Annotated in this window: 20 protein-coding genes; 9 read left to right on the top strand and 11 right to left on the bottom strand. The window is 64.6% G+C overall.

Translation table 11 applies throughout. From position 1 onward, the window contains the following. The first annotated feature begins 132 nt into the window (after positions 1 to 132). The 3 genes from MST27_RS05200 to mdoH all read left to right on the top strand — a co-directional run bounded on the left by MST27_RS05200 (position 133) and on the right by mdoH (position 4,910). Positions 133 to 672 carry a DUF3087 domain-containing protein gene (locus tag MST27_RS05200; RefSeq protein WP_243604943.1) on the top strand — a complete coding sequence of 180 codons (540 nt, stop codon included), beginning with the start codon at positions 133 to 135 and terminating at the stop codon, positions 670 to 672. Between the two features lie 217 nt (positions 673 to 889). After that, positions 890 to 2,389, top strand: coding sequence for a glucan biosynthesis protein G (locus tag MST27_RS05195; protein ID WP_243605056.1), 1,500 nt, complete (start codon positions 890 to 892; stop codon positions 2,387 to 2,389). After that, on the top strand, positions 2,382 to 4,910 hold the full coding sequence (gene mdoH, locus MST27_RS05190; RefSeq protein ID WP_243604942.1) for a glucans biosynthesis glucosyltransferase MdoH: 2,529 nt from the start codon (positions 2,382 to 2,384) through the stop codon (positions 4,908 to 4,910). Before MST27_RS05195 ends, mdoH begins: the two co-directional genes overlap by 8 nt. A 10-nt stretch (positions 4,911 to 4,920) precedes the next feature. On the opposite strand, the gene MST27_RS05185 is transcribed toward mdoH, so the two are convergent. The 6 genes from MST27_RS05185 to MST27_RS05160 all read right to left on the bottom strand — a co-directional run bounded on the left by MST27_RS05185 (position 4,921) and on the right by MST27_RS05160 (position 9,091). After that, the gene (locus tag MST27_RS05185; RefSeq protein ID WP_243604941.1) at positions 4,921 to 5,571 is read right to left on the bottom strand and encodes a c-type cytochrome; all 651 of its coding nucleotides are present in this window, start codon (positions 5,569 to 5,571) and stop codon (positions 4,921 to 4,923) included. Positions 5,572 to 5,581: 10 nt separating this feature from the next. Next, positions 5,582 to 6,466 (bottom strand): copper resistance protein B, encoded by an 885-nt coding sequence (locus tag MST27_RS05180; RefSeq protein WP_243604940.1) that lies wholly within the window; start codon positions 6,464 to 6,466, stop codon positions 5,582 to 5,584. Further along, positions 6,456 to 7,607, bottom strand: coding sequence for a copper resistance system multicopper oxidase (locus MST27_RS05175; RefSeq protein WP_243605055.1), 1,152 nt, complete (start codon positions 7,605 to 7,607; stop codon positions 6,456 to 6,458). The genes MST27_RS05180 and MST27_RS05175 overlap by 11 nt, the downstream gene beginning before the upstream one ends. Continuing rightward, on the bottom strand, positions 7,538 to 8,287 hold the full coding sequence (locus MST27_RS05170; RefSeq protein WP_243604939.1) for a multicopper oxidase domain-containing protein: 750 nt from the start codon (positions 8,285 to 8,287) through the stop codon (positions 7,538 to 7,540). Before MST27_RS05170 ends, MST27_RS05175 begins: the two co-directional genes overlap by 70 nt. Positions 8,288 to 8,357: 70 nt before the next feature. After that, the gene (locus MST27_RS05165) at positions 8,358 to 8,801 is read right to left on the bottom strand and encodes a DUF411 domain-containing protein (RefSeq protein ID WP_243604938.1); all 444 of its coding nucleotides are present in this window, start codon (positions 8,799 to 8,801) and stop codon (positions 8,358 to 8,360) included. 23 nt (positions 8,802 to 8,824) lie between these two features. Continuing rightward, the gene (locus MST27_RS05160; protein ID WP_243604937.1) at positions 8,825 to 9,091 is read right to left on the bottom strand and encodes a heavy-metal-associated domain-containing protein; all 267 of its coding nucleotides are present in this window, start codon (positions 9,089 to 9,091) and stop codon (positions 8,825 to 8,827) included. Between the two features lie 219 nt (positions 9,092 to 9,310). Here MST27_RS05160 and MST27_RS05155 point away from each other — a divergent pair, with 219 nt between their 5' ends. Together MST27_RS05155 and MST27_RS05150 are read left to right on the top strand one after the other, a co-directional pair. Beyond that, positions 9,311 to 9,994 carry a heavy metal response regulator transcription factor gene (locus tag MST27_RS05155; protein WP_243604936.1) on the top strand — a complete coding sequence of 228 codons (684 nt, stop codon included), beginning with the start codon at positions 9,311 to 9,313 and terminating at the stop codon, positions 9,992 to 9,994. After that, positions 9,991 to 11,349: a heavy metal sensor histidine kinase gene (locus MST27_RS05150; RefSeq protein ID WP_243604935.1), complete on the top strand. Its 1,359-nt coding sequence runs from the start codon at positions 9,991 to 9,993 to the stop codon at positions 11,347 to 11,349. Before MST27_RS05155 ends, MST27_RS05150 begins: the two co-directional genes overlap by 4 nt. 9 nt (positions 11,350 to 11,358) lie before the next feature. Here the strand turns inward: MST27_RS05150 and MST27_RS05145 are convergent, their stop codons facing one another. From MST27_RS05145 to MST27_RS05125, 5 genes are all read right to left on the bottom strand, one after another. Next, positions 11,359 to 11,811 carry a DUF305 domain-containing protein gene (locus MST27_RS05145; RefSeq protein ID WP_243604934.1) on the bottom strand — a complete coding sequence of 151 codons (453 nt, stop codon included), beginning with the start codon at positions 11,809 to 11,811 and terminating at the stop codon, positions 11,359 to 11,361. Between the two features lie 224 nt (positions 11,812 to 12,035). Then, positions 12,036 to 12,653 carry a PAQR family membrane homeostasis protein TrhA gene (trhA, locus tag MST27_RS05140; protein WP_243604933.1) on the bottom strand — a complete coding sequence of 206 codons (618 nt, stop codon included), beginning with the start codon at positions 12,651 to 12,653 and terminating at the stop codon, positions 12,036 to 12,038. A gap of 9 nt (positions 12,654 to 12,662) precedes the next feature. Continuing rightward, complete coding sequence (locus MST27_RS05135) at positions 12,663 to 13,349, bottom strand: DUF4197 domain-containing protein (protein WP_243604932.1); 687 nt, start codon at positions 13,347 to 13,349, stop codon at positions 12,663 to 12,665. Positions 13,350 to 13,471: 122 nt separating this feature from the next. After that, the gene (plsB, locus tag MST27_RS05130; protein ID WP_243604931.1) at positions 13,472 to 15,961 is read right to left on the bottom strand and encodes a glycerol-3-phosphate 1-O-acyltransferase PlsB; all 2,490 of its coding nucleotides are present in this window, start codon (positions 15,959 to 15,961) and stop codon (positions 13,472 to 13,474) included. Between the two features lie 164 nt (positions 15,962 to 16,125). Then, on the bottom strand, positions 16,126 to 16,596 hold the full coding sequence (locus MST27_RS05125) for a YqhA family protein (protein ID WP_243604930.1): 471 nt from the start codon (positions 16,594 to 16,596) through the stop codon (positions 16,126 to 16,128). A 184-nt stretch (positions 16,597 to 16,780) separates the two neighbouring features. Here MST27_RS05125 and MST27_RS05120 point away from each other — a divergent pair, with 184 nt between their 5' ends. From MST27_RS05120 to MST27_RS05105, 4 genes are all read left to right on the top strand, one after another. Continuing rightward, positions 16,781 to 17,704, top strand: a complete 924-nt coding sequence (locus MST27_RS05120; RefSeq protein ID WP_243604929.1) for an ABC transporter ATP-binding protein — start codon at positions 16,781 to 16,783, stop codon at positions 17,702 to 17,704. Then, positions 17,701 to 18,432, top strand: a complete 732-nt coding sequence (locus MST27_RS05115) for an ABC transporter permease subunit (protein ID WP_243604928.1) — start codon at positions 17,701 to 17,703, stop codon at positions 18,430 to 18,432. Before MST27_RS05120 ends, MST27_RS05115 begins: the two co-directional genes overlap by 4 nt. A gap of 9 nt (positions 18,433 to 18,441) precedes the next feature. Then, positions 18,442 to 20,277: a GldG family protein gene (locus MST27_RS05110; protein WP_243604927.1), complete on the top strand. Its 1,836-nt coding sequence runs from the start codon at positions 18,442 to 18,444 to the stop codon at positions 20,275 to 20,277. Positions 20,278 to 20,525: 248 nt separating this feature from the next. Next, positions 20,526 to 20,735, top strand: coding sequence for a cold-shock protein (locus MST27_RS05105; protein ID WP_243604926.1), 210 nt, complete (start codon positions 20,526 to 20,528; stop codon positions 20,733 to 20,735). Positions 20,736 to 20,841: the final 106 nt, after the last annotated feature.

The raw sequence follows: 20,841 nt of genomic DNA, 5'->3' as shown, positions 1-20,841 counted from the left end.
GAGGGCTCCTGAGCGATGGGTGCGGGCGAGACGGTGCACGTCGGATGTCCTGGAGCAACGGCCCGGCAGGCGGCTGCATCATAATGCACCTTCCAAGGTCGCTTCAGACCCAGACGCAGAGGACAGCCCCAGATGGTGGCATTCGAGATCGAACCGATGAACCCCGCCCGTTACCGGCAGCAGACACGGCTGAGCAGCCTGATCGTGGTCGCGACCTTCGCGGTGCTGGCCATGGGCCTCGCCATGCTGGCGGTGGCCGTGTTCGGCGAGCCGGGCGGTAACAACCTGCGGCTCAACATTGCCGGCGTAGTGGCCGGGCTTCTCATCACCGCGGCACTGGTGCGGTCGGTATTCTGGCCGCAACCCTGGATGGCCTGCGCGGTCTACGGATGGCGGCTCAAGCGCAGCCTGATGCGCGTTACCAATGTCATGCACCAGGTCAAGGCAGGCGTCGCGGCAGGTGATGCGTCGGCCATGAAGCTGCTGCGCTTTTACCACCTGGGGCTGATGCAAATGCACGAGCTGGATGGCAATACGTCCGCGCTGGCCGAGCAGCAGGCCGAGATCGAGCGCCACCGCGAGGCGATGCTGGCGCAGGGGCTCGAGCCCGATCAACGGCAATTGGATGAGGCCTGGCTGGCAGCCGTGAAGTCTATCGCGGCGCCCCGCTGAGCCTCTGGAGCGCGGCATGCAACGGGTGCGCGAAGGGATGGGCGTTGTGTCGATTCCTTTACACCCCGTCGGGAATCATTTGCCGTTCCGATAGACCAAAGAGGGCAATCGTTGGCGGTTCCCGACCAGCGGCATTCGTGGTCATTCAGGAGGCAAGGTGGCACGGATCATTAAAAAGTCAGGTAACGGGGCGCTAGCTGCAGCGCTTGGTTTGTCGATGCTGCTGTTGAGCGGCACGGCGTGGGCATTCGGCATCGATGATGTGGCCGCCAAGGCCGAAAAGCTGGCGAACGAAAGCTTCGTCGCCCCGCGCAGCAACCTGCAGCCGGTATTTCGCGACATGGCGTTCGGCGATTACCAGCAACTGCGCTTTCGCAATGAAAAGGCCCTCTGGCATGACGCCGAGACGCCCTTCGAGGTGCAGTTCTACCATCAGGGCATGCATTTCGATGTGCCCGTACGGATCAACGAGATCACCGCAAGCGGCGTAAAAGAGGTCACCTACGATCCCGAGATGTTCGATTTCGGCAACGTCCAGGTCGATCCCAAATCGCTGGAAAACCTCGGCTTCGCCGGTTTCAAGGTGCTCTATCCGCTGAACAAGGCGGACAAGGCCGACGAGCTCATTTCCGTGCTCGGCGCCAGCTACTTTCGTGTAATCGGCAAGGGTCAGGTGTACGGTCTGTCGGCGCGGGGCCTGGCGATCGACACCGCTTTGCCCGGCGGCGAGGAGTTTCCCTGGTTCCGCGAGTTCTGGCTCGAACGCCCACAGGCCGATCGGCGCAACCTGATCATCTACGCCTTGCTCGATTCACCGCGCGCGACCGGTGCCTATCGACTGGTGGTCACGCCCGGCAAGGACAGTACCGTCGACGTGCAGGCGCGCGTGTTCCTGCGCCAGCCGGTCGAGAAGCTCGGCCTCGGTGCCCTGACCAGCATGTACCTGTTCGGTTCGAACCAGCCCAGCCCGCAGCTCAACTACCGCCCTCAACTGCACGACTCCGAAGGGCTGGCGGTGCACAGTGGTGACGGCGAATGGCTCTGGCGGCCGCTGAACAATCCAAAGCGGCTGGCTATCAGCAGCTTCCCGGTCGAAAATCCGCGCGGCTTCGGCCTGCTGCAACGGACGCGCGAGTTCTCCCGCTACGAGGACCTCGACGACCGCTACGAGCTGCGCCCGAGCGGCTGGATCGAGCCGCGCGGCAACTGGGGCAAGGGCCGGGTGGAGCTGATCGAGATCCCCACGCCCGACGAAACCAACGACAACATCGTGGCTTTCTGGGTGCCGGATGAGCAGCCGCAGCCGGGAGAACCGCTGGACTTCGGCTACCTGCTGCACTTCACCATGAACGAGCCTGCCCTGCACGATCCCGAGCGGGCCTGGGTAAGCCAGACGCGGTTGTCCACGGGCGACGTCAAACAGTCCAATCTGATCCGCCAGCCGGATGGCACCACCGCGCTGATCGTCGATTTCGTCGGGCCCAACCTGGCCAAGCTGGCCCCCGAGGCCATGGTCAGCACCCGAGTGAGCGTCGATGACAACGCCGAGCTGGTGGAGAACAACCTGCGCCACAACCCGGTGACCGATGGCTGGCGCCTGACCTTGCGCCTGCGGGTGCGAGACCCGGCGCGTCCGGTGGAGCTGCGGGCGGCTCTGGTCGAAGGCGAGAATACGCTTTCGGAAACCTGGACCTACCAGATCCCCAGCAATGAGTAATGTCGCAGCGCCTGCCGTCATCGACGGCTATCTGGAGCGGATGCCGCTGACAGCTGAGCAGCGGCGGACGCTGGCAGCGGCTGTGGAGCAGACAGGCGGCGGGCTGGACGACCTGCATCGGTGCCTGGCCGGGGACGAGGGTCGCGAGGGGGCGGGTGACGCCTTCATGTCGAGCGTCGCGGCGCGATTGCGGCTTGGCTGGCACGACACCCTCGAGCGGGCCGGTGCTCTCGGCCGCGACCATCAAGGCCGCGTGTGCATTCGCTCGACGCCACCGATCGTGCGCACCCGCATGGTTCCCGAACCCTGGCACACCAATATCCTGCGCCTGAGCTGGTGGCGGTTGCTGCGGCGCAAGAATCGCACCGTTTCGGCGCCGCCCGTCGTCGAACGCACCGGTTGGCGCCGGGTCGCTGCCGTACGCCGCACCGTCCTGCTGTTGCTCATGCTCATCCAGACGGCTGTCGCCACCTGGCACATGAAATCGGTGTTGCCCTATCAGGGCTGGGCGCTGGTGGACCTGCAGGAGGTCTATCAGCAGCCGTTGCAGGAATCGGCACGGCAGATCCTGCCTTACGTGGTACAGACCAGCATCCTGATGCTGTTCGCCTTGCTCTTCTGCTGGGTCTCGGTCGGTTTCTGGACGGCCCTGATGGGCTTCATTCAGTTGCTCCGTGGGCGGGACCGCTACAACATTTCGGCCACCACCCTGGGGGACGAGCCGATCCCGCCCGATGCCCGCACCGCGCTGGTGATGCCGATCGCCAACGAGGATGTCCCTCGGGTATTCGCGGGCCTGCGCGCCACCTACGAGTCGCTCAAAGCCACCGGGCAGATTGCCCATTTCGATATCTTCGTGCTCAGCGACAGCAACGATCCCGACACCTGCGTCGCCGAGCAGAAGGCCTGGCTGGAGCTGTGCCGCGATGTGGATGGCTTTGGCCACATCTTCTATCGCCGCCGCCGTCGCCGGGTGAAGCGCAAGAGCGGCAACATCGACGACTTTTGCCGGCGCTGGGGCAGCAGTTACCGCTACATGGTCGTGCTCGATGCCGACAGCGTCATGAGTGGCGACTGCCTGACCAGCCTGGTCCGGCTGATGGAAGCCAACCCGGGCGCCGGCATCATCCAGACCGCACCCAAGGCATCAGGCATGGATACCCTCTATGCGCGGATGCAGCAGTTCGCGACGCGCGTCTACGGCCCGCTGTTCACCGCCGGGCTCAACTTCTGGCAACTCGGCGAATCGCACTACTGGGGGCATAACGCGATCATCCGGGTGAAGCCCTTCATCGAGCATTGCGCCCTGGCGCCACTGCCGGGTAAGGGGTCCTTCGCGGGCGATATCCTCTCGCACGACTTCGTCGAGGCCGCGCTGATGCGCCGCGCCGGCTGGGGCGTGTGGATCGCCTATGACCTGCCGGGCAGTTACGAAGAGCTGCCGCCCAACCTCCTCGACGAGCTCAAGCGCGACCGCCGCTGGTGCCACGGCAATCTGATGAACTTCCGGTTGTTCCTGGTCAAGGGCATGCACACGGTGCACCGGTTCGTGTTTCTCACCGGGGTCATGTCGTACCTGTCGGCCCCGCTGTGGTTCACCTTCCTGGCTCTCTCGACCGGCCTGCTGGCGATCCACACGCTGATGGTGCCGGAGTATTTCCTGCAGCCGAATCAGCTCTACCCGCTATGGCCGCGCTGGCACCCGCAGGAGGCGATCGCGCTGTTCTCCGCGACCCTGACGCTGCTGTTCCTGCCCAAGCTGCTCAGCGTCCTGCTGATCTGGATACAGGGTGCGAGCGAATACGGCGGGCGTATCCGGGTGCTGCTCTCGATGCTGCTGGAGACACTGTTCTCCATGCTCGCTGCACCGGTGCGGATGCTCTTCCACACGGTCTTCGTCACCGCGGCGTTCCTTGGCTGGTCGGTACAGTGGAAGTCGCCGCAGCGGGCTGACAATGCGACACACTGGGGCGAGGCCCTGAGACGCCATGGCCCGCAGATGCTGCTCGGAGCGCTCTGGACAGCCCTTGTCGGTTGGCTTGATCCGGCCTTCCTCTGGTGGCTGGCGCCGATCGTCGTCTCGTTGATGCTGTCGGCGCCGGTATCGGTGCTGACCAGCCGCACCGCACCAGGCCTGGCCACGCGGCGGATGAAACTGTTTCTGATTCCCGAGGAGCACCGGCCGCCCGCGGAGCTGGCCGCCACGGACCGCTACACCGTGCAGAACAACGACGAAGCCTTGCGCGACGGGTTTCTCATGGCCGCGGTCAACCCGATCTATAACGCGCTGGTCTGCGGCATGGCGCGTGCGCGTCACGCCAAGGCGGTGGCGGCAGCGGACCGGCTGCGCGAGCAGCGCCTGAAGGAGGTGCTCGAAGCCGGGCCGCGCGGCGCGGCCGAGGCGACCCGCTGGCGCCTGCTCAACGACCCGGAAGGCATGTCGCGCCTGCACCGGCGCGTCTGGGAGGATCCGCGCTACCAGAACTGGCGTGACGCCAGCGAAGGCGTGGCGCAGTCATGACACCGGCCAGTCAGTGGGCGTGGTCGCTGCCATCGGCGTGGCGATGGGCCTCAGGCTGCGCCGGTTGATGGGACTCGGTCGGAGGGGGACCTTCGGCATGATGCGCGCCGCTGGTGCCGTGGGTGTCGTCTTCGCCACCGCCGTGCTGGTGACCGTCGCTTGAATTCACCAGCGCCTGGTACTCCTGTGGCGTAAGTGAGGGCAGCTGTTCGAGAAAGGCCACCAGCGACCAGATGTATTGGTCCTCCATGAACCGGCCCCAGGCCGGCATGCCGGTGGACTTGATGCCGTGCTTGATGATCCAGAAGCTAGCGGCCGGGTTGTCGTGACCCGAGGCCTCGGCGAGGCGTGGCGGCGCCGGATAGAGCCCCTGGCTCAGTTCACTCGGGGCGACTCCGGGCGCGAGGTGGCAACCGACGCACATCGCCGCATAGTTGCCTGCCCCGGAACGAATCTGCTCCGCAGACCCCAGCGTCGGCACTTCGATGTCACGCGCACGCACGGCCACGGCGCGTTCGCGGGTGGCCTCCAGCACGGTGTGCAGCGGCGCGCTATGCGGGGAATCCGCGCCGACATCGATGATGCCGGAATACACCACCGCCGCGGCGCCGACTGCGACCGCTAAGGTGCTCAGCGCCAAGGTCGCCAGGACTGTTTTCATGGGTCGGGCCTCAGAACCAGAAGCGGATGCCGGCGACTAGACGAGTGTCGCTGACATCCTCGCCTTCGGCACGCAGCAGGTCGGCGGTATTGCCGTATGCACGGTTCCAGGTCAGGCCGATATAAGGCGCGAATTGGCGGCTGATCTCATAGCGCAGGCGCAGCCCGAGATTGGCGTCGCTGAATCCGGCGCCGACGCCACGCGCCTCGTCGTTTCGCCCGTGCAGGTTGAGCTCGGCGGTCGGTTGCAGCACCCAGCGCTGGGTCAGCAGGATGTCGTACTCGGCTTCCAGGCGCAGTGCGCTTTGGCCGCCCTCGCCGAGGAAGGCGGTGGCCTCGGTTTCCAGGCCGAACAGCGGCATGCCCTGCACGCCGAAGGCCGCCCAGGTCTGCGGCGAGCCGGGTTTGAAGTCCTGACGCACGCCGGCGACGGTTTCCCACCAGGGGCCGATGGCGTGGCTCCACAGCAGTTGCAGTTCGGCTTCCTCGGTGTGGCCATTGGTACGCTCACCTTCGGAGCGGAAGGCCAGGCGGTCGATGTCGCCTCCAACCCAGCCGGATAGATCCCAGGCCAGCGCGCTGCCTTCGTCGGCGTCCTGCCATTCCAGTTCATCGGCGAGGAACAGGAAGTTGCTGCCGCCCTGGTGCATCGCGTGAGGGGGCAGGTCAGGAAAGGCGGCCACCCGGTCCTCGGGACGGATCGTCGGAACCGGTGGGCGCGTCGCCTGCCCCGGCGGGATGCCCGTGGCGGGCGGCTGCGCAGGTGGGTGAGCGGCGTGGCCGCCGTTGTCCTGGGCCGGGCGATGGACGTGTCCGCTGTGGTCCGGGCCTTGCTGCGCCAGGCTCAGGGGAGCAGCAAGGGAGAGGGCGATGATCGCCGCGATCCTAGTGGTCATGCGGGTGCTCCTGCTCGGGCGCTGAAGTGACGTTGGCAGCTTCTTCGACATGGACTTCACGGAACATCCCGAGGTCCATGTGCATCAGCATGTGGCAGTGGTAGGCCCAGCGACCGAGGGCGTCGGCCGTGACCCGGTAGCTCCGTTTCGAACCCGGTGGCATGTCGATGGTGTGCTTGCGCACCTGGAAGTTGCCGTGTTCGTCCTCCAGGTCGCTCCACAGTCCGTGCAGGTGAATGGGGTGGTGCATCATGGTGTCGTTGACCAGCACGAAGCGCACCCGCTCGCCGTACTTGAGGCGGATCGGTTCGGCGTCGGCGAAGGGAATGCCGTCGAACGACCAGGCGAAGCGCTCCATGTGGCCGGTCAGGTGCAGTTCGATGGTGCGGCCCGGCTCGCGGCCATCCGGGTCGGCGAAGGCGCTGCGCAGGTCGGCGTAGGTCAGCACGCGCCGGCCGTTGTCGCGCAGGCCGATGCCTGGATCGTCCAGCTTGGGCACCGGCATCATGGTCTGCATGTCGACCAGCGGGTTGTCGGTTTCGCTGGCCGGATGCGCCTGCATGCCGTCGCCGGACGAGCCGTGGCCCATGGCGGCGTGGTTCATCTGCTCGTGATCCATCGCGCCATGGTCGCCGTGCCCGGCATGGGCGTCATGGCCCTGCGCAGGTGCCGGGGCGGCCTGGCCATGGTCGGAATGGTCGCCATGGCCCATGTCCTCCATGCTCAGCTCGGGGCGCGGGTCGGGGCTGGGCACCGGTGCCTGCAGGCCTTCGCGCACGGCCAGGGTGCCACGGGCGTAGCCGCTGCGGTCCATGGCCTGGGCGAAGAGGGTGTAGGCGTCCTGGCTACCGTCGGGCTCGACAATCACGTCGAGGGTTTCCGCCACGGCCAGGCGCACTTCGTCCACCTGTACCGGTTCGACGTTCTGCCCGTCCGCGGCGACCACGGTGAGCTTGAGACCGGGGATGCGGAAGTCGAAGTAGCTCATCGCCGAGCCGTTGATCAGGCGCAGGCGGATGCGTTCGCCCGGCTGGAACAGCCCGGTCCAGTTGCCGTCCGGCGCCTGGCCGTTCAGCAGGTAGGTGTAGGTTGCGCCGCTGACGTCGGCCAGATCGGTGGCGACATGTTCATCTTCGCCCAGGCCCAGCGATCGCTGAAGGTCTTGCGCCAGCCCTGATCGGCGACATCGTTGATGAAATCGCCAACCGTGCGGCGGCCCTGGTTGTAGTAGTCGGACTGCTTCTTCAGCTTGGCCAGCACGCGCGCGGGGCTCTCGTCGGTCCAGTCGGAGAGGAACACCACATAGTCGCGTTCGTAGGCAAACGGCTCCGGCTCCTCGGGATCGATGATCAGCGGGCCGTAGACACCGAGCTGCTCCTGGAATGCGGAATGGCTGTGGTACCAGTAGGTGCCGCTCTGTTTGACCTTGAAACGGTACTCGTACATGCCGTCCGGCGCGATGCCGGCGAAGCTGAAGCCGGGCACGCCGTCCATGTTGGCCGGCAGCAGGATGCCGTGCCAGTGGATCGAGGTATCCTGCGGCAGGCGGTTGCGCACGCGCAGGGTCACGGTGTCACCCTCGCGCCAGCGCAACAGTGGGCCGGGAATGCTGCCGTTGATGGCCATGGCGGTGCGCTGACGACCGGTGTAGTCGACCGTCATCGCCTCGATGGTCAGGTCGAATTCGGTGCCGCTGAGCACCGTCGGCTGGCCGGGGCTGGTCAGCGCCCAGACGGGCTGGCGCCAGAGCCCCAGACCGGCGACGGCACCGGTCGCGGCGAGGCTCTTGACGAAGGTTCGGCGGGAAGCGTTGGTCGGCATTGGCGGCCTGTCTGTTCCTGATGTCATCGGATCGTCCGGGAGCGCGTCAGCAGCACCCGGCCGGTGTCTCTCACTTCGCCGGATAGTCGGCGAGCACCACATCCTTGCCGGCGTGCGTCAGGCCGATGACCTGGTAGGCCTGGGCCGGCTGGCCATAATCCATTCCCGGCGAACCTGCCGGCATCCCCGGTGCGGCTACGCCGACCAGATCCTGTCGCTGCTGCAGCTCGTGGATCTGCGCGACCGGGACATGGCCCTCGATGAACTTGCCGTCGATCACGCCGGTGTGGCACGAACCCAGGCGGGGCGTCACGCCCAGACGCTGCTTGACCGCGCTCATGTCCTGCTCGACGTGGTCGCGTACCTCGAACCCGTTGGTTTCGAGGTAGGTGATCCAGTCCTTGCAGCAGCCGCAGTTCGCGTCACGGTGGACATCGATGACTTGCGCAGCCTGAGCGCCGCCAGCCACCAGCAGCGCGGCGATGAGGGTGAGTTTCGAAGCTGTGTATCGCATGGGAAGCACTCCGGATGAATCGATCAGCGACAACCGCAGCCGCTACCACAGCCGCCTTTCGGCGCTGCGCCGGACGGGGTGCCGTTGGCGAGCGCTGACGGGTAGCCGGCATCGGCCAATGTTTCGAGCAGCGTGGCGACGTCGGGATTGCCCTCGACACGCACCAGCCCACCCTTGAGATCCACCTCTACCGCCTCGACGCCAGCCAGTGGCGTCAACGCCTGCGTGACGTGGCGAACGCAGGAACCACAGGTCATGCCCTGAACCTGAAGGACTGTCGTGGTGCTCATGAAAACCTCCGCAGAACCGCCGGCCTATTCCGGCTGATCCGCATCTTCGACCTTGCCCTCATGGCAAGGTCAAGCGCTGCACGCCAAGTGCTTTCTTGGCCCGACCTTAGCGCGACAAGGCTTTCGGCAAGCTGAGCGGAAGATTACTTTTCTGTCAGCTTGTGGTCCGCCGGGACGGTTCGCGGCACACTCCGGGGCCAGAGCAGAGAGGACGATGCGATGAAACTGCTGGTCGCCGAAGACGAGCCGAAAACCGGGATGTACCTGCAGCAGGGCCTGAGCGAGGCCGGGTTCACCGTCGATCGCGTCACCACGGGCACCGACGCGTTGCAACTGGTGCTGAGCGCGCCTTACGACCTCTTGATCCTCGACGTGATGATGCCCGGCCTCGATGGCTGGGAAGTGCTGCGCCTGGTGCGGGCCGCCGGTCACGAGCTGCCGGTGCTGTTCCTGACCGCGCGGGACCGCGTGGAGGACCGTGTCCGCGGTCTGGAGCTCGGCGCCGACGATTACCTGGTCAAGCCCTTCGCCTTTTCAGAATTGCTGGCGCGGGTGCGCACGCTGCTCAGGCGTGGCAACGCGGCGGCGCTGCAAACCCAGCTGAAGATCGCCGACCTGGAGGTCGACCTGCTCAAGCGTCGCGCGGTGCGGGCTGGCCAGCGCATCGACCTGACCGCCAAGGAGTTCGCCCTGCTCGAGCTCCTGTTGCGCCGGCGGGGCGAGGTGCTGCCCAAGTCACTGATCGCTTCGCAGGTCTGGGACATGAATTTCGACAGCGACACCAACGTCATCGAGGTCGCGATCCGGCGGCTGCGCGCGAAGATCGACGACGGCTTCGAACCGAAGCTGATCCACACCGCGCGTGGCATGGGCTACCTGCTCGATGATCCGGACGCCGCATGAAGCGGCTGTCGTTGACCGCGCGGCTCAGCCTGATGTTCATGCTGGCGGTGTCCGGCGTGCTCGGTGCGGCGGGCGTGTTCTTCCACCAGCTGAGCCAGCATCACTTCGACGACCTGGACCGGCAGACGCTGGAAGAAAAACTCCATGCCAGTCGCGAACTGCTGCAGACGCTGGATGACCTGTCCGGGTTCGACCGTCTGCAGCCGCAACTGCAGGCGCTGCTGGGCGGCCATAGCGATCTGTCCGTACGCATCGTCGACGCCCAGGGGCAGGTACGCTTCGCCGCTCGCGGTGGCGCTTCCCTGCCAGGCGGCCATGCACACGCGGTGCAGCCGGCTTCGGGTGGGCCGCGCGTGTGGCGTCATCGGGCGGAGGTCATGATGGTGGCGGGGCAGCCGCTGAGTGTCGAGCTGGCGCTGGACGTCACCACTCATCGGTTGTTCTTTCGTACCCTCACGGGCTGGCTCTGGGGCGCCTGGCTGTTGTGCGTACTGGGCAGCGGGGTGCTTGGCTGGTTGCTGGCGCGCAGCGGCCTGCGTCCATTGCGCGAGGTCACGCAGGTCGCCGCCTCGGTGTCGGCCAAGTCACTGACCGAACGTATTCCGGCCGAGTCGGTGCCCGCCGAGCTGCGGCAACTGGTGCTGGCCTTCAATGCGATGCTGGCCCGGTTGGAGGAGGCCTTCGTGCGGTTGTCCAACTTCTCCGCGGACATTGCCCACGAGCTGCGCACGCCGGTATCCAACCTGATGACGCACACCGAAGTGGTCCTGACCCGGGCTCGCAGTCGCGAGGAGTACCAGGAAACCCTCTATTCCAACCTGGAGGAATTGCGCCGGATGGCGCGGATGATCGACGACATGCTCTTTCTGGCCAAGGCCGACAACGGGCTGATCACTCCGGAAACAGGTCTCATCGACCTGCGCGCGCTTTGCGAGCAGTTGATCGAGTTCTACCAGATGACCGCGGACGACCGCGGCGTGCAGATCCAGCTGACCGGCGCAGCGAGCCTTCAGGGCGACGCCGCGATGCTGCACCGAGCGCTGTCCAACCTGCTCTCCAACGCGCTGCGCTACACACCCGATGGCGGGGTGATTCGTGTCGTGATCGAGGCCGGCGATGCTGGCGTCGCGCTGAGCGTTGGCAACCCGGGCGCGACCATTCCGGCTCAGCATCTGCCACGGTTGTTCGATCGCTTCTACCGGGTCGACCCGGCACGCCGCGAAGGTAGCCCGAACAATGCCGGGCTGGGGCTGGCGATCACCCGTTCGATCATCGAGGCGCACCGTGGCGAGATCAGCTGCAGCAGCCAGGACGGATGGACCGATTTCAAAATTCTGTTCCGCGCTGGCGGTTAGTGCTGAGCGTCAGTCATTGCCTTCGAGTTCCTGGATCAGCTGCTTCATCTGGGCGATCTCTTCCCGCTGCGACTGGATGATGCCGTCGGCCAGTTCGCGCACGCGCGGGTCGGTGATGGTGGCGCGCTCGCTCGTCATGATGGCGATCGAGTGGTGCGGGATCATCGCCTTCATGTACGAGACCTGGTCTACGGTCTGCTGGCTGCGCACCAGCCAGAGGGCGGTGGCGAACAGCACCACGCTGCCGGCGAAGATGGCAATGTTGACGCTGCGTTTCTGATACATGCCGAGCATGAAGGCCAGCATGATGAACGCCATGGTTGCCCCCATGACCAGCGCCATGTACGCGCGCGTCTCGCTGAAGAAGATGTGGTCCAGTTGATAGGTGTTCAGATACATCAATCCGAACATGACCAGCGTGGATGTGGCGATCATCGCGCCGAAGCGGGCGTAGTTGTTCATCGTTCATCCTTATCGTCGGTAGTAACAAGACGTTGCGTGTGTTGTTCTAAACCTGACCAGGATGCCGATGGGTCGTTCCCCCCGATCGCGGACCAGCAACCGCGCGGGTTTGCTGTCGATTGGCTTACAGAAATGTCAGCTCGGCGGGGCCGGTGTGCCGATTGTGGATGAGGGTCGTTTCGAGCTGAATATGTGGATCGCTCATGATGAGCGCCAGCGGCGTGTTAGACGACGTAGCGCAGGATCGCCACGAAATGCAGCAGACTGCCGGCCATGACGAACAGGTGCCAGATGCCATGCCAGTGGCGGAAACGTTGGTCATAGGCGAAGAAGAGGATGCCCACGGTATAGGCGACGCCACCGCTCACCAGCCAGGTGAATCCCGTGCTGCCAAGGGAGGCGAGCAGGGGCTTCACTGCGACGATGACGATCCAGCCCATGACGGCGTAGATGACGATCGACAGCACGCGGGCTTCCGAGCGCGGCTTGATCTCCTGCAGCATGCCGATGACCGCCAGCGACCAGACGCCGCCGAACAGCCACCAGCCCCAACTGCCGCGCAGGGTCACCAGGCAGAAGGGCGTGTAGCTGCCGGCGATCAAGAGATAGATCGACAGGTGATCGAGCTTCTGCATGATCACCTTCGCGCGCCCGCGCACGCTGTGATAGAGCGTGGAGGTGCTGTAGAGCAGGACCAGGGTAAAGCCGTAGATCGCCATGCTGACGATCTTCCTGGGGTCGCCATCCTGGGCGGCCAATATCAACAGCCAGACCGTTCCAGCCACTGCCAGCGCCGCACCGGCCAGGTGAGTCCAGGCGTTGAGCTTCTCCCCGTGATACATCGGGGCGCCTTACTGACCCATCAATGCGCCGAAGACCTTCTTCGCCACGCTGGTGGCGGCTTGTGCCGGATTCTGGCGGATGCTCGCCTCCTGCTCGGCGATCACGGTGAACAAGCCGTCCAGTGCCTGTTCGGTGACGTAGCTTTCCACACTGCTGTAGCGCGGATCGGCCGCGCCCAGGCCGGACGCCTTGCTCGCCAGGGCGTTGTACTGCTGGGCCACGCCGACCTTGTCGGTGGCCTGCTTGATGATGGGCAGGAAGCGGGCGCGAATCTGCTCGCGGCTGGTCTTGTTCAGGTACTGGGTAGCCGAATCGTCACCGCCCGCCAGGATCGCCTTGGCGTCGGCGACGGTCATCTTGCTCACGGCATCGAGCAACAGCGCCTGCGCCTGCGGCACTGCCGATTCGGCCGCCTTGTTCATGCCGTTCTCCAGCTCTTCGATCTGAGCACCCATGCCCATCATTTTCAGCATGCGCGATGCCTTGCCCAGATTGCCGGGCAGTTCGATGCGCACGTCCGGGTCGTTACTGAAGCCTCCCGGCTGCCCCAGCTGTTGCACCGCGACCTTGGTGCCCTGGCTCAGGGCATCCTTCAACGCCTTGCCGGCGTCACCCTGGCTGAAGTCGGAGAGGGACAGGGCAAAGGCGCTGGCGGAAAGCGCCAGGCCGACGATCAGGGTGCAGATGCGAAGCATGGGGATACCTTCGGGTCGTTAGCGGGGATCAAGGGCAGCGCGATGCTAAAGGATTATGCGCCTGTGCGCAGCGTTGCAACCCCGGGCTGTCACGACAGGCCGGGGGCGGCTCACTGTGCGCTCTACGCCGAGGTGGGTTCGGAATCGTCGTGATGCGGTTCCAGCGCCACCTGGCGGATCGACAGGCGAATCTCGGCCGGCAATACCCGCTTGGCCACGCCTTCGGCCAGTTCGCCGAGCTTGTCGTGATAGGCGAGCTTGTCGCTGGCGTCCTGGCGCAGCACGTCCTGCTCCAGCAGCGTCTTTATGAAATGGCGGAACAGGCTCTTGTCGAAGAACTCCGGCGCATTCAGCCCGTGGAGGATCGACAGCCGCTGGGCCATCACTGTACAGAGCGTTTCCAGCTCTTCGGCGTCCAGGCTGTTCTGGCCGCTGTTGAGCAGCAGCGAGATGGCCATGTAGAAGCGTTGCAGGGTCTGGACGATCACTCGCGCCAGCAGTGTGAGCAGGACGAACTGGCGTGAGCTGGGCGCTGGCCGCACATAGGCCTCGCCATCGACCTTGAGCAGGCCCTGGTCGACGAAGGCTGCCAGCCACTGATCGACCACCGACTCCAGCGCGTCGGCCTCCCAGCGGATGAACAGCTCGGCACGCAGGTAGGGGTACAGCGCTTCGGTGTAGCGCAGGATCTGCTCGCGGCTGATTCGCGAACTGCTCTGGAAGAAGCTCGCCAGCAAGGCTGGCAGCGCGAAGATGTGCATCACGTTGTTGCGGTAGTAGGTCATCAGGACCGCGTTCTGCTCGTCCAGATAGAGGATGTTGCCGAGCGCATCCTTCTGTTCGGCCAGCAGACCGAGGTCCTTGACGTAGGTGATCAGCGTCTCGCCATCGCCTTCTGGCAGCGTGGTGTGTGGCGAATAGGGCACGGCGCGCAGTAGGTTCTGGTAGAGGTCGAGGATGCGTGCCAGCGCCCGGCGGTCCAGCGCCTGACGGCTGGTCGACAGCATGGCCAGGGCGACCAGGTTGACCGGGTTGACGGCGGCTGCTTCGTTGAGGCGTTGGGCGATGCGTTCGGCCAGACGGTTGGTCGTCTCGTTGAGCCATTCCGGGCGGAAGGTGGGAGCCAGGTTCTGCTGGCGCCAGCCTGGTTGTTCGTGTTCCAGGAATTCGTTGAGCTTGAGCGGCTCGCCGAAGTTGACCCAGACCTGGCCAAAGCGCTGCTTCAATGCGCCGATGACCTTGAAGATGTCGAAGATGGATTCCTTCTTCTTCGCCGCCCCTCGCAGTTCGCCCAGGTAGGTACGGCCCTCCAGCACCCGTTCGTAACCGATGTAGACCGGCACGAACAGGATCGGCAGGCGTGAAGAACGCAGGTAGCTGCGCAGGGTGATGGCCAGCATGCCGGTTTTCGGTTGCAGCATGCGTCCGGTGCGCGAACGTCCGCCTTCGACGAAGTACTCCACCGGAAACCCGCGGCTGAAGAGGGTGTGCAGGTATTCATTGAACACCGCGGTATAGAGCGGATTGCCCTTGAATGAGCGACGCATGAAGAAGGCGCCACCGCGACGCAGCAGGCTGCCGATCACCGGCATGTTGAGGTTGATGCCGGCGGCGATGTGCGGGGGCGTCAGGCCGTTGCGAAACAGCAGGTAGGAGAGCAGCAGGTAATCGATGTGGCTGCGGTGGCAGGGCACGTAGATGACTTCATGGCCCTGTACCGCGTCCTGCAGCGGTTCCAGGTGGTTGACGCGAATCCCGTCGTAGATCTTGTTCCAGAACCAGGACAGCACCACCTCGAGAAAACGCACCGCGGTGTAGGCGTAATCCGAGGCGATCTCATTGCCATAACGCAGCGCCCGGGCTTCGGCCTTTTCCAGTGAGATGTTCTCGCGCTCGGCTTCGTCTCGGATCGCCTGGCGCACCTGGGGCGCATGCACCAGTCCCTTGACCAGGTTGCGGCGGTGAGACAGGTCGGGACCGATTACCGCGGTCTTCTGATTGCGGAAGTGCACGCGCAACATGCGGTGCGCCATGCGCAGGGTACGTTCATGCCCCTTGTTCTGCGCGACCAGTTCGTTGAGCTGGATCGGCGTGGAGAATTGCACACGGGTCTTGCGACCGAGCATGAGGATGCTCAGCAGCTTGCGCAGCCGCCCGGTGACAGCCCAGCTGTCGGCGAACAGCAACTTCCAGGCACTGGTCTCGCGGTCGGGCGAGCGGCCCCAGAAGACACTCACCGGGATGATCTGCGCATTGTCCACCGCGTTCTGCTCCAGCGCGCCGACCAGGCGGACCAGCGCCTCGGGCGCGACCGTGCGGGTTCGCGTCCCGAACCAGCTGGCGGCGGGGTTGAGGAACATGAAGGCGGCCGGTTCGAGATGATTGCCGACGGCAACCTCGCTTACCGGGCGCGGCAACCCGGCCTTGCTGCATTCGTGGTCGAGCACCGCGAGGTCGCTCAGCGATGCGCGCTGCAGCACGTAGAACACAGGCTGGCTGCGATCCAGCTTGAGGGTGAAGGCGGACTGGTTGATGGTCTCCGAGCGAACCCAGACATACAGCAGGCGACGCACGAGGGAGAAAATCAGACGGCGGATCGGAGAACGGGTCATACGACAGATTCGGTTGAAAAGGGTTGGATGCCAGGATCAGCCACACCGCGGACGGTGAGGATGCTCCAGGCGCTGTGTTGGCAGGTAGCGCTGAACCTCTGGCGAGAACCCTGTCGCCATGCGGCCGAAGGGCATGGCACGCAGGAATCGCGGTGCGGCGAAGTTTACTTCATGTTTTTCCAAGCCAGGATGGCCGAAAAGGTTACGAGACTGATGGCGGCCCCCAGATACAGGGTTTCCAGTGTGGCGCCCACTTCAACGGCGTGCTCGAGAAACAGGATGACCAGTATGACGACCGAAACCTGGATGAGGGTCTTTTTCAGGTCGTGAAACGAGTCGGCTTCAAGCGGACCGAGGGTGGTCGCCTTGTTCGAGGTGCCGATGAACAGCCGGTACAGGCTCACCGCGATGAGCTGGAAACTGATCGCGATGAACAGCAGGTCGAGCAGCTTCAGCAGCTTGACGGCCAGGCTCTTGCTTGCGTCTGCCGTATTCGGGACCTCGTGAACGAGATCCAGGAGGATGCGCGCCATGGTGTTGAGGCTGACACCGTACAAGAGCACGGCCGAAACGGCCGTCGTCGCGACGGCGACCCACACCAGAAACCGGCTGCCCTGAAAGATTCGCTCGATCATCCCGCCCCCGATCACTCGCCCGGCCAAGCGCCATGCCGCTGCCGAGCGGTTCTACCACAGTGCTTTTTGCATCGCTAATGCTGTTTCTCCCGCCAGTTGCAATGCCGCGCTCGCTCTACTTATATTCCGCCGCGCATCGGGCCCGGTTTCCGACGTTGCGGGCCCGCCAGGATGGTGAGAGCCAATGATCGAACTAGACAAGCTGACCAAACGATTTGCCCAGCACACCGCTGTGGACGCGTTGTCGTTCAGCGTCCAGCCGGGCGAGGTGCTTGGGTTCCTCGGCCCGAATGGCGCCGGCAAGTCCACGACCATGAAGATGTTGACCGGCTTTCTCGCGCCGACTTCCGGTACCGCGAGGCTGTTCGGACACGACATCCGCACCCGGACGCTGCAGGCGCAGCGGCTCATCGGCTACCTGCCGGAGGGCGCCCCTTGCTACGCCGATATGACGGTGCGCGGCTTCCTCGAATTCATTGCCGAGGTGCGCGGCTATCGTGGCGCGGACAGGCGCGCTCGGGTGGCCGCCGCGGCGGCGCAGGTGGAGCTGGATGCGGTGCTGGGCCAGACCATCGAGACCCTGTCGAAAGGTTTCAAGCGCCGGGTCGGCCTGGCTCAGGCAATCCTGCATGATCCGCGCGTGCTCATCCTCGATGAGCCTACGGACGGCCTGGACCCGAACCAGAAGCATCAGGTGCGGCAGCTGATCCAGGGGCTGGCGCGGGACAAGATCGTCATCGTTTCCACCCACATTCTCGAAGAGGTCACGGCCGTCTGCACGAGGGCGGTGGTGATTGCCCGTGGCAGGCTCGTGGCTGACGGCACGCCATACGAGCTGGAAAGTCGATCGCGCTATCACCAGGCGGTGACATTGGTCAGCGACGACCCGCTCGACGAGATCGCCCTCGCGGCCTTACCGGGCGTGGCGGGCGTCGAGCGCAACGAACCCGGTCGCGGCATCACCGTGCTGGCCAAACCCGGGGCGGTGATCTTTCCGCCGATCAGCGCGTTGATCGCCCAGCAAGGGTGGGCGGTGAAGGAACTGGACGTCGAGCGTGGTCGGCTGGACGAGGTATTTCGCACCTTGACTCGGGGGGAGGCGCAATGAGGCAGTTGCCTGTGATCTTCAAGCGTGAGCTGGGCAGCTATTTCGCGACGCCTCTGGCTTACGTCTTCATCCTGATCTTTCTCGTGCTGTCCGGTGTGTTCACCTTCTACCTGGGTAACTTCTACGAGCGTGGTCAGGCCGACCTGGTGCCGTTCTTCGGATTTCACACCTGGCTCTACCTGTTCCTCATCCCCGCGATTGCCATGCGGCTCTGGGCCGAGGAGCGCAAATCCGGTTCCATCGAATTGCTGATGACCTTGCCCGTCAGCCTGCTCGAGGCCGTCTGCGGGAAATTTCTCGCCGCCTGGGTGTTCGCCGGGCTTGCACTGCTGCTGACCTTCCCGATGGTGCTGACCGTCAACTACCTGGGTGACCCGGACAATGGTGCGATCCTTGCGGGTTACTTCGGCAGCTGGTTGCTTGCTGGTGCCTTCTTGGCGATCGGTTCGTGCATGTCGGCGCTGGCGAAGAACCAGGTGATCGCCTTCATTCTGGCCGTCAGCGTCTGTTTCCTGTTTATCGTCAGCGGCTTGCCGATGGTGCTCGACGCCTTCGCCTGGGCACCGAGATGGCTGGTGGACGCGGTGGCCTCGCTGAGCTTCCTTATCCGGTTCGATTCGCTCAGCAAGGGTGTGATCGACCTGCGCGATTTCCTTTACTTCGTCACGCTGATCGTCGCCTGGCTGGCGGCCACTGCCGTGGTCGTCGACCTGAAGAAAGCCGCCTGAGGAGCCGCCATGAAACGAGTGATCCACTCCAGCGCCGGGCTACTGCTGATCGCCCTGGCTTTCCTCGCCTTCAACATTGTCTCCAGCCAGGTCCTCACGGATGCCCGTCTGGACCTGACGGAGCAGAAGCTCTACACCCTCTCCGAAGGCACCGAGCGAGTTCTCGACGAACTCAAGGCGCCTATCGACTTGCAGTTGTTCTACTCCGACGAGGCTGTCAGGGATCTGGTCGGCCTGCGCAATTACGCCCGACGCGTGGAGGAAATGCTACGTGCCTACGAGCGGGAGGCCGACGGCCGCATCCGGCTGCAAGTGATCGATCCGCAGCCCTTTTCCGAAGCAGAGGACCGCGCCGCCGAGCTGGGCCTGCAGGCCGTGCCGCTGAACCAGAGTGGTGACAGGGTCTACTTCGGCCTGGCTGGCACCAATGCCGAAGGGCAGACGCAGAGCATCCCGTTTTTCGCTCTGGATCAGGAAGCATTCCTGGAATACGAGATCAGTCGCCTGGTGCAGACGCTGTCCTCGCCGCAGATGCCGGTGGTGGGCGTGATGTCGGGCCTGCCGATCAACGGTGGGTTCGACATGCGTACTCAGCAAGCCTCGTCCGCGTGGATGGTATTGGAGAACATTCGGCAACTCTTCCATATCGAGAGCCTGCAGCCGGATATCGACATGATTCCGGCCAACGTCTCGGTGCTGATGCTGGTCCATCCGAAGGATCTGCCCGAGCAGACGCTGTACGCCATCGATCAGTTCGTCCTGCGCGGCGGCAAACTGCTGGCATTCGTCGATCCCTACAGCGAAGCCGATCCTGGCATGGGCATCGGCCCTGGCGAGTTCGCCGAGGGCAGGGCATCCGACCTGGGGCCGTTGTTCGAGGCCTGGGGGGTTCGTCTGGTACAGGACAAGGTCGTAGCCGATGCCTCGTACGCGATGTCCGTCGGCGTCGGGGCCGAGCGGCGGGCGGTGCGTCATCCGGGTTTGTTGAGCCTGCCACCGGCGGCGATGGACCGCGACGACGTCACCACCGCGTCACTCGAGAGCCTGACCCTCGCGACCGCCGGTTCGCTTGAGCCACTGGAGGATGCGAAGACGCGGTTCACGCCGTTGCTGCAGAGCTCCGAATATGCCATGCCGGTCGACGCGGCACGCTTTGCCACCCTGGACAATCCGGGCGTGCTGCTGCGCGAGCTGGAGCCGACCGGCGAACGCTACACCCTGGTGGCTCGGATACAGGGTCCGGCGCGGTCGGCCTATCCGGACGGCATCGAGGGTCGCAAGGATGGGCTCAAGGAGGCGGCGAGCATCAATGTGATCGCCGTGGCCGACACCGATCTGTTGACCGATCGCATGTGGGTCCAGGTGCAGGACTTCTTTGGGCAACGCCTGCCACAGCCCTGGGCGGACAACGGCACCTTCGTGGTCAATGCGCTGGACAACCTGGCGGGCAGCGATGCGCTGATCGGCGTTCGCTCGCGTGGTCGCTTCGCACGTCCGTTCGAGGTGGTCGAAGCGCTGCAGCGTCAGGCGGAGAGCCGGTTCCTCGAAAAGGAGGAGGTGCTGCAGCAACGCCTGGCGGCCACCGAGGCGAAGCTTGCCGAACTCCAGAGCCCGGATCCGGAGCAGGCGCTCGAACTCACCGAGGATCAACAGGCGGCGCTGCAGAACTTCCTGCAGGAAAAACTGAGCATCCGCAAGGAGCTGCGTGAGGTGCGTTACCAGCTCAACGCCGATATCGAGGCGCTGGGGCGAACGCTCAAGTTCATCAACATCGCGGCAGTGCCTTTGCTGCTGACCGTGCTGGTGCTGCTGGCATGGCTGTGGCGCCGTCAGCGGGTCGCCTGAACGCTCCGCACGGATGGGTTGAGGCGCTCTGGCACAGCACTGTCAGGGCCTTCATGCCCAGCCTCGGCGCGAGGTGGAAAAAATTCTCGAAGACGAGAATTTTTCCTGTTTATACTCAGCCGGCGTTGGGCCTGAAACGCGCTTGTCATGCATGCTCCGGTAGAGTGCCGGTGCAGGCTTCGAGCAGGTCGGGTCTGATCGATCACGCCCCGCACGGGGAATAATAAGAAGCGAGTTGGAGAAGTAGGATGGCTGAGCGCGAGACCGGAACCGTCAAGTGGTTCAACGATGCCAAGGGTTATGGATTCATCCAGCGTGGTAGTGGCCCGGATGTGTTTGTTCACTACCAGGCGATCCGTGGCCAGGGCCACCGCTCTCTGACCGAGGGTCAGCAGGTGGAATTCTCGGTGATCCAGGGCCAGAAGGGCCTGCAGGCCGAAGACGTCGCTGGACTCTGACCCGGTGCTTCGAAGAAGGCCCGTCAACTTCGATTGACGGGCCTTCTTTCATTTCAAGGCGTGGTTGGTGCTGACCCAGTTGCAGGCTGGCCGGCCCATCGGCATG

Source organism: Stutzerimonas marianensis, assembly GCF_022810315.1.
Taxonomy (GTDB): Bacteria; Pseudomonadota; Gammaproteobacteria; order Pseudomonadales; family Pseudomonadaceae; genus Stutzerimonas; species Stutzerimonas marianensis.
This window is presented reverse-complemented; position numbering and strand designations above follow the sequence as displayed.